A 14,221-nucleotide genomic window follows, 5' to 3' on the forward strand; every position below is an offset into this window, starting at 1 on the left:
TAGCGGCAATGATATAAAAAGACTCGATGGAAAAGACGGTCATCCTTTCTACTAAGATCGAAGGCAATACGCTCGACGAGGCGACGAAAAGAAAAGTCTTATACCATAACAGCAGCGACAATGAAGAACAAGAAGTGTATAACTTAATGAAGGCTTTGGAATATCTGGATGAAGCGGACATCAGACAGCTGCCGGTTACAGAGGAGTTTATTAAGAAGCTTCATGCCATTATTAAGATATCACACGGCCGCAGACCGCGTATTAGTGAATATCGAGAGGAACAGAATCAGGTAGGCAGCCGCAATGCTTCCGGGTTTTATCTGCCACCGGAATGGAACGATGTCCCTTTATTAATGGAGGATCTGGTAGCATGGATTAATTCCCCTGAAACATATTCGATTCCGGTCCCGATCAAAGCGGGGATATTTATGTGGCAGTTTTTGACGATCCATCCCTATATGGATGGGAACGGTCGTACCGCCCGGATGATCACGACTTATCTTCTCCGCCGCGGTGGATATGGTTTGAAAGGACTATTTGTACTTGAGAACTTCTATGACCGCAATTTGTCAGAATACTATCGGAGACTGCAGTTAGGCCTTCATCACAATTATTACTTTGGGCGAAATGAGGCTGATCTGACCCCATGGCTCGAATTTTTTATCGATGGTTTGGCAGAGGTGTTTCAGGAGGCAGCTGCCATCGTTACAGAGAAATCCGTACAAATGACAAAAATCGAACCGGAACTGATTCGAAGGTTAGATCCTCAGCAAAGAATGGTTTTTGCTCAATTAACTTTTAAACAAGACACCATGACGACAAGCGAAATGAGGGAGCTTCTGCGTTTGTCGGATCGATCGATAAGGGAAAAGGTAAACCATTGGAGGGAAGCAGGATTTATTGAGCCTCGTGATCATGATGCAAAAAGAGTTCGTTCGATTAAATTGACAGAAGCTTATGAGCAGTTGGCGCAAGAAATTCGCAGTGCACCGGAAAAGTTCCCCCATTTCCTGAAATGAACAGAATAGCAGGTTTTTTTCTAATACGTACAGGCACGGATGGGCAGCTGCCTACATACAATGAACAGACCGCAAAAATGATACGAAAGGCCGGTATCAGGCAAAAATTCAGGAGGTGTCATCCGTGCCCGGACTGTTTACCGCAATTGCCCTGTTTATCAAGGAACTGACGCTGCTTGTTTCGTATGTCAAAAACAATGCGTTTCCCCAGCCGCTTAGCGAGCAGGAAGAAGCCAGGCATCTAAAGCTTATGGCCGAAGGCAGCGCACACTCCCGTAATATGCTGATTGAGCATAATCTGCGCTTAGTGGCACATATCGTCAAAAAGTTCGATAATACCGGCGAAGACCTGGAGGATCTGATCTCCATCGGCACCATTGGTCTCATCAAGGCCATCGAAAGCTTCCAAACCGGCAAAGGCACCAAATTGGCAACATTCGCAGCCCGGTGTATCGAAAATGAGATCCTCATGCATTTGCGTTCCCTCAAGAAAACCCGCAAGGATGTCTCCTTGCATGATCCGATAGGAACTGACAAAGAAGGCAATGAGATAACACTGATAGATATCCTCGGCTCCGAGGATGATGATGTGATCAACACCGTACAGCTCAAGATCGAGAAAAGTAAAATTTACCGTAACCTCGACATTCTCGATGACCGTGAGAAAGAAGTGGTGGTCGGGCGTTTCGGACTGGAGACAGGCGGCGAGGAACGGACACAGCGCGAAATCGCCAAGGAACTGGGCATCAGCCGCAGCTATGTGTCGCGGATCGAGAAGCGGGCGCTCATGAAGCTGTATCATGAGTTTTATAAGCAGAAGGGGTAAAAGAAAATATTATCTACATAACAGGCGAACCGGATAACGGTCGTCTGTTTTTTTCTTTTTTTCTATGAAGCAATGGCCCGGATCATAATTACATCGTTTCGTGTCCATAACATCAAAAACGGGTTTACCAGTAGAAGCGGGGACCTGAGGATCAGGTATGCATCTGAACTTTTGGACTAACGAATTATTCTGAAGCCGTGTTCTCGCAGCAGCCAAGCAGACGATTCATCCGAAAAGTCGCAGCGAACCTACATTTATTGTAATTAATTTATATGATATTACTTATTTGGATGAAGCTAAAGTGTTCCGATGAAAAAATCAAGCTAAATTTGTAACCTTTAGAGATGTAATTTTTACCACTTTCGGCATTTCAAAAAATGTTTAAATAGGTCATAGGGCCCGCCGTCCCGGTCGGGGAAAAGAAATTGCTCCGAATCATTAAAAAATGTAATGATATCAACTGGTTACAAAAATTTAATTTTTATTTAACCTTTTTGAAATCACGGTTTTTAATGCTTTTGGAAAACAAATCATGCCTCCTCCTCTGATTCCTTGTGCTCAAGTTTGCCTGTGTCAAACAGGACCCGGGGCTGATGATCGTTTCTGGACGGTCCGTTTACAATGGGACGAGCCCGGTGGGAAACAGGCCGGGTGAAAAAATCTGGGACATCAGGAGGAACACAAAAGCATGAATTGGAAAAGCAAGATCATTTCGTTAAGCGTAACTGCAACAATGCTGACAGCAAGTCTCACGGCAGGGGCATTCACGGCATCCGTATCGGCTGCCGCGTTTGAAAATTCAAAAGCGGAGGTCATCTGGGGCGTCAATCTGCGCACATCGCCTTCGACTTCTGCAAGCACTATTCGTCAGCTGCCAAAAGGCGAGACGGTAACGATTCTTGAAGAATCCGGATCAGAATGGTACAAGGTGCAGGATGCCGACAACCGGACAGGATATATATCATCTTCATCAAAATATACTCAAGCCATCAGCGGTAGCGTCAGTTCTGGCGGCAATACAGGCGCTTCGGACTCGAATTATACTTCCACCGCCAAAGGCAGCCAAGCTGTAGAAAAGGTAATCGCTGCAGGTATGAAATATTGGGGTACGCCTTATGAATACGGAGCAAACCGTAACAGCACAGCAACCTTTGACTGCTCCAGCTTTATACGCCGGGCCTTCCTGGACGCGCTCGGCACCAAACTGCCATCCGATTCCCGCCAGCAAGGGGATTATGTTAAAGCCAAAGGTGCGGTGAAGACCGATTGGAGACAGCTGAAGCGGGGGGATCTGATGTATTTTATGTCCTATAAAGGAACAAAAGCCTCTTCTTATGCTGGAATTAACAAGTCCAAACAACGGATTACACACACCGGCATTTATTTGGGGGACGGCAAAGTGCTGCATACGTATTCCAATGAGGGCGGGGGCGTAACCATCAATGACATTGCCGGCAAGCATTGGGAATATCGTTTCCTGTTTGGAGGAAGCGCACTGTAACAAATGATAGAGGTAAACAAGAGAGCGCCGAGATCGGCGCTCTCTTTGATCATGATTGACTCCATACGCTATCAGCGGGGCAGTCCCTTTAGCCGGAAGGTTAAGCTGGCGAAATCCCCCTTCAGATCAGAGACGACAAGTCCGATGCTCATTAACCGGTCCCCGCCGAAGGCTTCGCCGCCGAATGCGATGCGGAAGGGGGAACCGTCATCTCCCGCCTCGGTGTTGCCCGTCACCCCGGTTTCGATCTTATATTTTAACTGGGGATTAAGTCCTTTGAGTGTTAATCGCCGTATCGGCCCGTTCGGCTCGGCCAGCACGCGGAAGTAAGCGACAAATGCTTCCGACCGGTCCTCGCTGACGAACATCCAGGCTGTATCGCCCCGGCCTTCAAACGGGCTGAGAAGCCGGTACATTTCCCCTTGCTGCACAAGGGAACGAATTTCCTTGTACTGGGCAATTTGTCTGGCGGCGAGTTCTTTTTCTTCCTTCGTAAATGCAGTAAGGTCAAGCTCGTAGCCAAAGTTGCCGCTCATCGCCACGTCGCCGCGAATAACAAGCGAGGTCATTCGTCCCACCTGGTGGTTCGGGACGTTCGAGACGTGAGCTCCCATCGTGCTGGCCGGATAGATGATGCTCGTTCCGTACTGGATCGCTAACCTTTCGATGGCATCGGTATCGTCGCTGGTCCAGGTTTGCGGCATGTAATATAGCATTCCTGGATCAAACCGTCCACCGCCTCCGGAGCAGCTTTCGAACAGAATGTCCGGGAAGCGGGAGGTCAACCGGTCCATCAGATCGTACAGCCCGAGCATGTAACGGTGTGCGGTTTCCTTTTGCCGTGCGGCCGGAGCTGCTGCCGAGGCGATCTCCGTCATATTCCGGTTCATGTCCCACTTCACGTAAGTAATCGGAGCGGAAGAGAATACGGAGCTTAGCGTATCGTATAAATAATCGCATACTTCCTGGCGGGAGAGATCAAGCACCAGTTGGGACCGTGCCTCTGTCCGCCGCCGGCCTTCAGCATGCAGACACCAGTCGGGATGCTTACGGTATAGCTCGCTGTTTGGAGATACCATTTCCGGCTCTACCCAAAGACCAAATTGCATGCCTTGTTCGTTCACCCGTTTGGCCAGGTCGGCCAGACCGCCAGGCAGCTTGCGGCGGTCCTCAAACCAATCTCCAAGCGAGCTATCGTCTTTATCGCGCTTTCCGAACCAACCGTCGTCAAGCACAAAGAGCTCGATACCGAGGGGGCCTCCTTCCTTGGCAATCGCTTCGATTTTATCTGCGTCAAAATTGAAATACGTAGCTTCCCAATTGTTCACCAGGATTGGACGCACTTTATCACGATAGACGCCCCGGCATAGGCGGGTACGGTAGAGCCGGTGATAGGTGCGTGACATGCCGCCAATGCCTTCTCCGGAGTAGACCATGACAGCTTCAGGGGTTTGAAAGGACTGTCCCGGTTCAAGCTGCCAGGAGAAGTCAAAGGCATTGATGCCGATGCTTACACGGGTCTGACCATACTGCTCCACTTCCGCCTGCGCGATAAAGCTGCCGCTGTATACGAGACTGAAACCGTACACATCCCCATGGTCCTCCGTTGCATCGGGACGAAGCAGGGCCAGAAACGGATTCATCTGGTGGCCGCTGGAGCCCCGCCGGCTCTCCAGTCGAATGGCGCCAGGGCCAAGCTCACGGCGCTGGATATGCCGTTCACGCACCCAGGATCCGGACAGATAGAGGGCCTCGTAATTGGAATCGGCAAAATCGACAGAGGCGCTCATGGCCTGCTCAAGCGTTATGGCAGCGTTTCCTTTATTCTCGATCAGAGTAGAGCGGGCAATAACGCTATGATTGGCAAAAACGGTATAGAGCAGAGTAACTTGAAGGTCCGAGTATTTGTCCGCAAGGGTCAGAAAAAGGGTCGCCGCTTCATCATCTGTTTCGGTATAGACGGCAGGAAGTCCTGCGAGCTTGGGTTTGCCTGCTACAATGCGGTATCCGGTGTATTTCAGCTCTGTAATCCGGGTGCCGTCCGCCAGTGTCAGCTGGTAAGCGGGCTGCCGGAAATCGCTTGTTCCATATTGGGGGTACTCCTGTGGGAGCGTGTCCAGGGAAATCGAAAGGTCGGAAGGAACGGGATTGGGAGAGAAGGAGCAGCGCTCCCTGAGCTCCAGTATACTGGCCAGACTGCTGTCATGATGAAGCCGAGCTCCCCAATAGACATGGGCGGGATACCCTTCGACGAGTTGGATAATGTAGCTGGAATCCTTGGACTGCAGGTGAAATAAACCAAGCGTTTCGTCTACGTGAATGTTCATGAAAATTCACTCCTTTAGGGATTCATAAAATAGATTTGCTGTAGATGTCTGTTTAGCTGTTGCTGCACGAGCTCTCCCGTATGACCAGTCTGGTCCCGATGACGCTGTGGGCAGGGGCTTCACGGCCCTCAAACCGCTCGGTCAGCAGTTGGACGGCAGCTTTGCCCATCTGTTCGGGATAGGCGCGCACCGTGGTCAGCGGAGGCTGTACGAAGGCGGCCATCTCAATGTCGTCGAAGCCCACGATAGCCATGTCCTCCGGCACCTTAACTCCATGTTCATTCAGTGCGCGCAGGGCACCGATGGCGAGCGGGTCGCTGGCTGCGAAACATGCTGTCGGCCGTTCCTCTCCGGCAAGAAGCTCGTTCATCATCCGGTATCCGTCAGCCGTACTCCAGGCCCCCGTGCGGACGAATTGAGGATTATATAGTCCCCGTTTCCGCATGAATCGTTCAAAATAATGCGCCCGCCGCTCTCCTTCGCCCTCACCACCGATAAATCCGATCCGGCGGTGGCCCAGGTCAAGCAAATGTCCGAGCGCCTGCTCTACAGCCTGCCGGAAATGGAGCCGTACCGAATCATACTCTAATAGTTCCCGGTATTGGTCCACCAGAACAATGGTATTTTTGTCGGGATGCAGCTTGACGGCCTCTTCGGGATCAACGCTGCCCACCACAATCAATCCATCCGTCTTTTGCAGGGCAACGAGGGAGGAGCGGCCCCGCAGGGTCTGTCCCAACGTCAGGCCGAGCTCTTCACAGCGCAGCTCGATTCCCCGGCGGATCGAGGCATAGTACGGATCGTCCCGTTCCTCTTCAATTGAGCACCATAAGAGCAGGGAGACCGTTTTTCCAGCCCGTTCCGTGTTTTGCTTTAGCTGCCTCAGTCTGGACGGTTTATATCCGAGATGTTCGGCGGCTGCAAAAATGCGGCTTTTCGTGTCCGGGCTAACGGCCAGGGACAGATCGTTGTTAAGCACTCGTGAAACCGTTGCCGCAGACACTCCCGCTTCACGGGCAATGTCTTTAATGGTTGCCAAGAAACTCACGCCTTTTTAGTTAATATTTTTACTAAAACTGAACTAAATTCATCCTAGCATACCCTTTTGACAGTTTCAAGATAGGTATGATTATTGTCTGAGAATGTACATCGATAGACGTTTTTGGTATACTTTTCTCATCATTTGTGACTGGGGGTTTTACCGTGGCAATGCTAAATTGCTCATTCACTAGGGAGTCCTCATGCGAAGCCTGATTTAGGGCGATACTTTGCATGGGGCGTGACAGGATGGAAGATTGATTTTATCGCCCACGCTTAATCGTTTCTTATAGCAGGCTTTGCACCTTATGATCTTTTAATGAAAAATAAGGGGCTGAAGAGCTATGAGTAAACTATTTATTAAAAATCATCAATATAACGTGATTAAGAAACAAGCGGAATTCATTCAGAACGCTTTGCGAAACGTAGCGGATCGGAGTGTCTTGGAGACTGTAAGGTATAGCGCCTTAACGAATATTGTTGAAGCATTTCCTGACCTGACAGAGGAGCAGCAGCAGATGCTGGAACAAATATCGGCCTTTGAGACGGCATACGATTTCCAAGGATATCTTGGCGAATTGGAATCCTACCTGGAATCATATCCGCCGATTACGCCGAAACAGATTGAGAAGCTTTTCCCGAAAAACAAGAAACTGAAAATGCCTGATCTGCAATCCATTGACTTGCGATTTGTGACGTACCTCAGCTGGGTGGATATTGCTGCGAACAGATTATTCATCGTGTATCCGTTCGAAGGACAGTTTAGCGGGATCGAGGGGAAAATTACGCCGACCAACAAGAAAGGGTATTGCCTGTTCTGCAATCGGCATCATGAGCTTGCATTCTTCCTGGTCAAGACCAAGCCTTCTGTTCCTTCACCGGATAATTATGCTGCCATTGGCCAATACGTATGCTTGGATAATCAGGTATGCAATCAGAGTATTACCGATACAGGATCACTGGAGAAGTTCATTCTCTCTGTTCGAAAATAAAGGCTTTAATTTACAAAAACGGCTGCCTTTTAAAGGCAGTCTGTTTTATTTCCGGCTAATCGTTCTTTCCCTTACATCTTATTACAAAAAAATATTCACCCCACATATTATTGGAATGTATAATAATAATTACGGCTAAAAATGAGAATAGCTGATATTACAAAGAAATTCGGGTTGAATGCTCGAAGTGATGAGAAGAGGAGGACACATGAAAACAACAAAGGTCTCAGTATTTATATTATCGCTGCTGCTCCTCCTGGTGACCGGCTTGTCCGGTTGGGCGGGAAGTGCTGCGGCAGAGTCGAACTCCGGCAAAACGTATGTTATCGGTACCGACATTACGTTTGCACCGTTTGAGTTTCAGGATGTAAACGGCAATTTCGTCGGCATTGACATGGATCTGCTGCAGGCTATCGCCAAGGATCAAAATTTCAAGTATGAAATTAAACCATTAGGATTTAACGCAGCTGTGCAGGCGCTTGAATCCCATCAGGTGGATGGTGTCATCGCGGGCATGAGTATCACCGACGAGAGAAAGCAAAAATTCGATTTTTCAGAACCCTACTTTCAATCCGGCGTGGTCATGGGCATTAGCCAAAATAATGACACCATTCAAAGCTACGAAGATTTGAGGGGGAAGAAGGTAGCCGTTAAAACAGGTACAGAGGGTTACAGCTTCGCTGAATCGATTTCCTCCAAGTACGGGTTTACGATCGTGCCGTTCGACGATTCTTCCCAGATGTATGATGATGTGAAAACCGGCAATTCAGCCGCCTGCTTTGAAGATTATCCCGTATTAGCTTATGGTGTGACTCAAAACAATGGTCTGAAAATCGTCACTGAGAAAGAAGAGGGAGGTTCGTATGGTTTTGCGGTAAGCAAGGGCCAGAACCAGGAGCTTCTGCAAAAGTTTAACGCCGGCCTGGCCAACCTCCATACGAACGGTGAGTATGATCGCATTCTGGCAAAGTATCTTGGTGAAAATGCATCCCCGGTGAATCAAAGCCGCTGGGAGCTTATTAAGCAATCTTTGCCACCGCTTTTGAGTGGTCTTGGAAAAACGGTGCTGTACACGATAATTTCCTTGATTTTTGCCTTCATTCTGGGACTGGTTTTCGGATTTATGAAAGTAGGGCAAAACCGCTTTCTGCGCGGCGTGGCGACTGTCTTTGTTGACCTGTTCCGCGGAATTCCGCTCATTGTTCTGGCTTTCTTCATCTACTTTGGCATTCCGCAGGCGTTCGGGTTTACAATGCCGCTGTTTCTGGCAGCGATCTTGACACTCAGTTTAAATGCGGGGGCTTATATCACGGAAATTATTCGTGGCGGGATTCAATCGATCGACAGTGGTCAATTGGAAGCTGCCCGTTCGCTCGGCCTGCCTTACCGTACAGCGATGATGAAAATTGTCATCCCGCAGGCCATACGCGTGATGATCCCGGCGTTTATCAATCAGTTTGTCATTACACTCAAGGACACGTCCATTTTGTCGGCCATCGGTCTTGTCGAGCTGACACAATCGGGTAAAATCATTATCGCCAGAACGTTCGCATCCTTTGAGATCTGGCTCACCGTTGCCATCATGTACCTGATTGTCATCACGGTTTTAACGAAAATTTCTGACAGACTGGAGGCGAAAATTCGTCGTGGGTAAAATACGGGTTGAAGGTCTAAAGAAAAGCTTTGGCTCGAATCATGTGCTGAAGGGAATCGATATGCAGGTCAAAGAAGGAGAAGTGGTCTGCCTCATCGGCCCTTCCGGTTCGGGGAAAAGTACGTTTTTGCGCTGTATTAACCAGCTGGAGGAGATCACGGGGGGCCAGGTTGTCGTTGATGATCAGGACCTGAATGATCCGAAAACGAACATTAATAAAGCACGTGAAAATATCGGCATGGTGTTCCAGCATTTTAACCTGTTTCCACATTTCAATGTGCTGAAAAACATCATGTTTGCTCCTATGGAGCTCGGCAAAATGAAAGAGGAAGAGGCGCGCAGCACAGCACTTCGTCTGCTGAAGCGAGTAGGCCTCACGGACAAGGCGGATGCTTTCCCAAGCCAGCTGTCAGGCGGACAGAAGCAGCGGGTCGCGATCGCCCGTGCTCTTGCCATGAATCCCGATGTCATGCTGTTCGACGAACCAACTTCGGCGCTTGACCCCGAAATGGTCGGTGAAGTGCTTGGCGTCATGAAGGATCTGGCGCGTGAAGGCATGACGATGGTGATCGTTACCCATGAAATGGGCTTTGCCCGTGAGGTGGCGGACCGGGTCGTCTTTATGGATGGCGGCTTTATCGTTGAGCAAGGCCCGCCGGAAGAAATATTCGGGAATCCGAAAAATGAGCGCACTATCAGCTTTTTAGAAAAAGTGCTGTAAAGCGGTCTAAGCAGTGAGAAAACATCTGCGAAACTAAGATAATTGATAAAAACCGATCACTGTCTGATTTCAGTCAGTGATCGGTTTATAAGGTGAATGTAATGGAAGTATTCTCATTCATTTTTTAATTGGGTGTTAATTTGTTTAGCTTTTTCAATATTAGTTGCAGGCGAGCTTATAATCAGTTTATTATTTTGGTACTCTTGTTTAGTTAAACTATAAAAAAGTTTTTTTTCACTAACTTCTATTGTATATTGGCGTGTGTTGTAATTGAAAAAAATTTCCCCTAAATATGTCCTTTTGTTCTCTTCATAAGCAATCAAGCCCGATCCAGAAGTAAATAATACATCGGAGTATTCTATATTATTGATAGAAATAGAGCCTTTAAAATTCTTATTTTTTTTGTCGTAAAAACCTTTTAATGTTACTTTAACGCCTTCACTTATATTTAAATCAGAATCATAAAGATATGCATCCGTGTCGATTTGTATTTGTTCTTTTGTGCTGCAACCTGCCATAAACAGTAAAATTAAAATCAACAATAATGGATATTTCTTCATAATAAGTACCTCCAAAAACAATTTAAATTGTTAAGTAAGCTAAGGACAGAGTTTGTAAGACTCTGCCCTTAATTATTAGTATTTAAATTTACTTGAAGGATCAATACCAACAACTGAACCAGAAGTATAATAATAGTACAATGGAGAAAGCGCGCTTTTTGCAAGTGAGACTAACCTAGCTTCATCATAAAAATAAGTACCGGCTTGCCCAGCTATTTGTCCCAAGTCCAAATTTGACGGTGTATAGCGGACACTTCCTTTATAATATACAGTATTTAGTTGAGCTGATGTATTCTTTTTCTCAGATGTGGCCATTGGTGCCCATATATATTGAGTTCCATTCCATTGATAGATCTCCACCGCTTTTCTGATGATAACGTAATCATGAATTGTTGAAATGATGGTACTGTTATAGCTTGCATATTGTACTGAGGGGATAAATACATCTAAAATGGACATAAAAGTGCTTACATATGGATGCGTATAAGAAAACCCAAGTGTAATACTTTTACTTGTCATATCTGACAACTTTCCACTCTGATTTGCATAGGTTGTTTGTTGGCCATACACATAACTAGTTGTTATTCTACTATCACCTGGTGAAGCTAAAATGCTAACTCCTCCATTGGTTGAACCGTCTGTATTTAAATATTCCACCTCACTATAAACAACATACTCATCTAGCTCTTTATACAACTTTTCTTTCTCTGCTCCCGAATTCGCCTTTTCAAGAGCGTTTTCATATGCGTTCACGTTAAGTTCTTTTCCTTCTTCGATCGCTTTCTCTTTGATGAAATTTTTGGATACTGTTGCCGATTCCGTTAGAGGGTCAATTTTCTGGATGTCCGATTCTGCACTTTTTGCCTGTAAGGCATTAGCGGACAATTGAAAGATTAGTATAACTGTAAGGAAAACTTTGAGGTAAGGAAAAGATTTACTCATGCGATATTCCTCCTTTTTTTTACAAATAAATGTATTTTATAAACCAATGATATTCCTGATCTTGGAATTTGTCAACCATTATTAACCAGAAATTCGAAAGTACAATCCTCTGAAAACGTGAAAAGAGCTCCGAATCTCTGGTAGCAATGTGTTTGCTAAGAACAACATCACCCAAAGATTTGAATTGGTTATCCAGATAGCGATATAGGTAAGGAGACTGAACCATCAGTTATAACTGATGGTTCAGTCTCCTTTAATTTTAGGAAAAAAAGGTCCAAGCCGTTTTAATGCAGAGAAATAATATAAAGAGACTTCAAATTTGAGGTTAATTGAATGCAGCGGAGGTGAGGCTGCTACAATGCCTATTCAGAATAGAATAGTTAACGGGGGATTTGAATCAGGAACGCTGTTTCCTTGGATAACGATGAATGCAGTTGTTACAAGCCAATTCTCACATTCGGGAATGTTTTCGGCCAGATTGCAAGGTGGCCCAGTTATCTCTTATCTAGCACAATTTGTTCCAGCAAATTCAGGAGCAACCGGAGCCACGGGAACTGGATCGACAGGAGCCACCGGAGCAACGGGTGTAACAGGCCCGATCGGGCTATTCTCACAATTTCAGGTTTCAGAAAATGCGCCAAATACAACAGGAAGCTCAGCAATTCCGGTGGGGGCTGCCCCTATCACATTAAAAACTATAACCATAACCGGCGTTCCCGCTGGAGGTAGGATTTGGTTAACTGGAATAGTTGGCTGGGAATCTATAGTAGGTGATACAATTTTCCAATTACAAGTTCTTCGTGGGCAACCGTGATTTTTAGCACTAATCAATCAGTGCTCGTGAATAATAGTTTTCAAACTACGAGTGCCAACCATGTTGATTTAACCCCGGAAACTGGGATTGTTACGTATACTTTAACAGCACTAGCCCTTGACGGTTCAGCTATCGCCACTGGGGCAATAACATTTACCGGAGCCTTGTTATAGAACTTTTATAGTCCTATTGCGACCGAGCTTTATTCCTTCGAAAACAAACCGACAACTGAAATTTAACAGTTGTCGGTTTGTTTTATTATTCGCTGTCTAAGGTCAGACAAAGGCGTGATTAAATCTACTTCTGCACCGCCCGTTCCTTCCCTTTATCCGCTTCTCCGGCATTCCGGTTGGCGGCTTCGCGATCCAGCTTCATTTCCTCGACCGTCTTGACCTTCAGACGGGCCGCGCCTTCGTATGCGCGCACCGGAATCAGCTCGTCTGCAGCTAGCCGTACCTTGGCTGCAGAAATCGCCTCTGTATACTGCGGCAGCCAAGCCTCCTGGGCGACCAGCATCTCATCGACAAGCTGCCAGATTTCCTTCGGATTGCAGACGGCTCCGACCAGCGGGTCCATCATGAACGCCTGGCGCAGCAGCTTGTCGTCGCCATGAATGGCTGCTTCCACCGCCAGCCGCTGCACAGAGATGCTGGCATTGCAGACGGCTGCCGGCCCAAGCGGCAGCTCGCCGACGACCGGCATCGAGATGCCGTTGCCGTCTGCATAACCGGGGGCTTCAATAATTGCGTCATGCGGCAGATTGGTGATGATGCCACGGTTCACGGTGTTGAAATGCCCACGGTAAACACGCCCGGTCTCCAGCCCTTCAATAATGTAGGACCCATGCTCCTGCCCTCGATGCTCTGGCTTATATTTCAGCGCCGGTTCCTTCATCCAGTTCGGGAAATCGGTTTCGAACCAGTTCCGTCCCTCTGTGCATACTCGGAGATAGCCGCCCGTCTCCCCGTTAATCCAGGAGCCCAGATCGATCCATTCCTTGATCTCATCCGCACGCTTGCGGTACCATGGCACATATTCGCTTAAATGCCCGTTCGATTCTGTGCTGTAATAGTCGAAGCGGCGCAGCATATCGATCCGCACCTTCTCGGTGCGCGCATAATCGGGATGCTTCTCGAATGCTTCCAGCAGCCCTGCGGTCAAATCCTTGCCGTTATGGCGAATCTGAATGTACCAGGTCTGGTGGTTGATGCCGGCGCAGACAATATCGACTTCTTCCTTCTTGAGGCCATAGACATTGGCGATCTGTTCATGTCCGTGCTGCACACCGTGACAGAGCCCGATCGTCCGTACTCCGCCGTATTTGTTGCATGCCCAGGTAAGCATCGCCATCGGATTGGCGTAATTGAGCAGCAGCACATCCGGATGAGCCAACTCGCGGATGTCTTTGCAGATGTCCATCATGACGGCGATGCCGCGCTGGCCGTACATGATTCCGCCTGCGCACAGCGTATCTCCTACACATTGGTCAATGCCGTACTTTAAAGGAATATCCACATCGGTGGCAAAAGCCTCCAGTCCTCCGACCCGGATCGTGCACAGCACATATTTGGCATCCTTGAGCGCCTCTCTGCGATCCGTTGTCGACTGGATGCGGATATTCAGGCCGTTTTCCTCAATATCCCGCTGGCACAGCTCTGTCACCATCCGCAAATTATGCTCATTGATGTCCGTGAAGGCGATACGCACATCACGGAATTCCGGAACCGTCAGCAAATCCCGCAGCAGGCCGCGTGTAAATCCGATGCTGCCCGCACCTACAAAAGTCACTTTAAAAGACATGTTTCTTCCCTCCAATAGGTTGGATGT

The 14,221-nt window shown here is 47.7% G+C and carries 11 protein-coding genes and 1 pseudogene; 7 read left to right on the top strand and 5 right to left on the bottom strand.

What is annotated here, in order from left to right; translation table 11 throughout:
- Nucleotides 1-17: 17 nt before the first annotated feature.
- From ACE5LO_RS13840 to ACE5LO_RS13850, 3 genes and pseudogenes are all read left to right on the top strand, one after another.
- Nucleotides 18-1,019: pseudogene (locus ACE5LO_RS13840) on the top strand (Fic family protein); the annotation flags it as partial.
- 124 nt (nucleotides 1,020-1,143) lie between these two features.
- Nucleotides 1,144-1,845, top strand: a complete 702-nt coding sequence (gene sigK, locus ACE5LO_RS13845) for an RNA polymerase sporulation sigma factor SigK (protein WP_375520614.1) — start codon at nucleotides 1,144-1,146, stop codon at nucleotides 1,843-1,845.
- A gap of 688 nt (nucleotides 1,846-2,533) precedes the next feature.
- Nucleotides 2,534-3,346, top strand: a complete 813-nt coding sequence (locus tag ACE5LO_RS13850) for a C40 family peptidase (RefSeq protein WP_375520615.1) — start codon at nucleotides 2,534-2,536, stop codon at nucleotides 3,344-3,346.
- A 71-nt stretch (nucleotides 3,347-3,417) separates the two neighbouring features.
- Here the strand turns inward: ACE5LO_RS13850 and ACE5LO_RS13855 are convergent, their stop codons facing one another.
- Both ACE5LO_RS13855 and ACE5LO_RS13860 read right to left on the bottom strand, forming a co-directional pair.
- Nucleotides 3,418-5,673 (bottom strand): alpha-galactosidase, encoded by a 2,256-nt coding sequence (locus ACE5LO_RS13855; protein WP_375520616.1) that lies wholly within the window; start codon nucleotides 5,671-5,673, stop codon nucleotides 3,418-3,420.
- A gap of 52 nt (nucleotides 5,674-5,725) precedes the next feature.
- Nucleotides 5,726-6,712, bottom strand: coding sequence for a LacI family DNA-binding transcriptional regulator (locus tag ACE5LO_RS13860; RefSeq protein ID WP_375520617.1), 987 nt, complete (start codon nucleotides 6,710-6,712; stop codon nucleotides 5,726-5,728).
- Nucleotides 6,713-7,055: 343 nt separating this feature from the next.
- On the opposite strand from ACE5LO_RS13860, the gene ACE5LO_RS13865 reads away from it, so the two are divergent.
- From ACE5LO_RS13865 to ACE5LO_RS13875, 3 genes are all read left to right on the top strand, one after another.
- On the top strand, nucleotides 7,056-7,703 hold the full coding sequence (locus ACE5LO_RS13865; RefSeq protein WP_375520618.1) for a FusB/FusC family EF-G-binding protein: 648 nt from the start codon (nucleotides 7,056-7,058) through the stop codon (nucleotides 7,701-7,703).
- A 208-nt stretch (nucleotides 7,704-7,911) separates the two neighbouring features.
- Nucleotides 7,912-9,357: an amino acid ABC transporter substrate-binding protein/permease gene (locus ACE5LO_RS13870; RefSeq protein WP_375520619.1), complete on the top strand. Its 1,446-nt coding sequence runs from the start codon at nucleotides 7,912-7,914 to the stop codon at nucleotides 9,355-9,357.
- Entirely contained in the window at nucleotides 9,350-10,078 is a 729-nt protein-coding gene (locus ACE5LO_RS13875; RefSeq protein WP_375520620.1) for an amino acid ABC transporter ATP-binding protein, read from the top strand. The genes ACE5LO_RS13870 and ACE5LO_RS13875 overlap by 8 nt, the downstream gene beginning before the upstream one ends.
- 113 nt (nucleotides 10,079-10,191) lie before the next feature.
- Here the strand turns inward: ACE5LO_RS13875 and ACE5LO_RS13880 are convergent, their stop codons facing one another.
- Nucleotides 10,192-10,638: a hypothetical protein gene (locus tag ACE5LO_RS13880; protein WP_375520621.1), complete on the bottom strand. Its 447-nt coding sequence runs from the start codon at nucleotides 10,636-10,638 to the stop codon at nucleotides 10,192-10,194.
- Nucleotides 10,639-10,713: 75 nt separating this feature from the next.
- Nucleotides 10,714-11,580 (bottom strand): hypothetical protein, encoded by an 867-nt coding sequence (locus tag ACE5LO_RS13885; RefSeq protein WP_375520622.1) that lies wholly within the window; start codon nucleotides 11,578-11,580, stop codon nucleotides 10,714-10,716.
- 358 nt (nucleotides 11,581-11,938) lie between these two features.
- On the opposite strand from ACE5LO_RS13885, the gene ACE5LO_RS13890 reads away from it, so the two are divergent.
- Nucleotides 11,939-12,394, top strand: coding sequence for an NTTRR-F1 domain (locus tag ACE5LO_RS13890; protein WP_375520623.1), 456 nt, complete (start codon nucleotides 11,939-11,941; stop codon nucleotides 12,392-12,394).
- A gap of 297 nt (nucleotides 12,395-12,691) precedes the next feature.
- Here ACE5LO_RS13890 and ACE5LO_RS13895 read toward each other — a convergent pair whose 3' ends face one another.
- A complete protein-coding gene (locus ACE5LO_RS13895; protein ID WP_375520624.1) occupies nucleotides 12,692-14,194 on the bottom strand; it encodes an alpha-glucosidase/alpha-galactosidase in 1,503 nt (500 codons plus the stop codon).
- Between the last annotated feature and the right edge of the window lie 27 nt (nucleotides 14,195-14,221).

The sequence above is a fragment of the Paenibacillus medicaginis genome (assembly GCF_042138635.1).
Taxonomy (GTDB): domain Bacteria; phylum Bacillota; class Bacilli; order Paenibacillales; family Paenibacillaceae; genus Paenibacillus; species Paenibacillus medicaginis.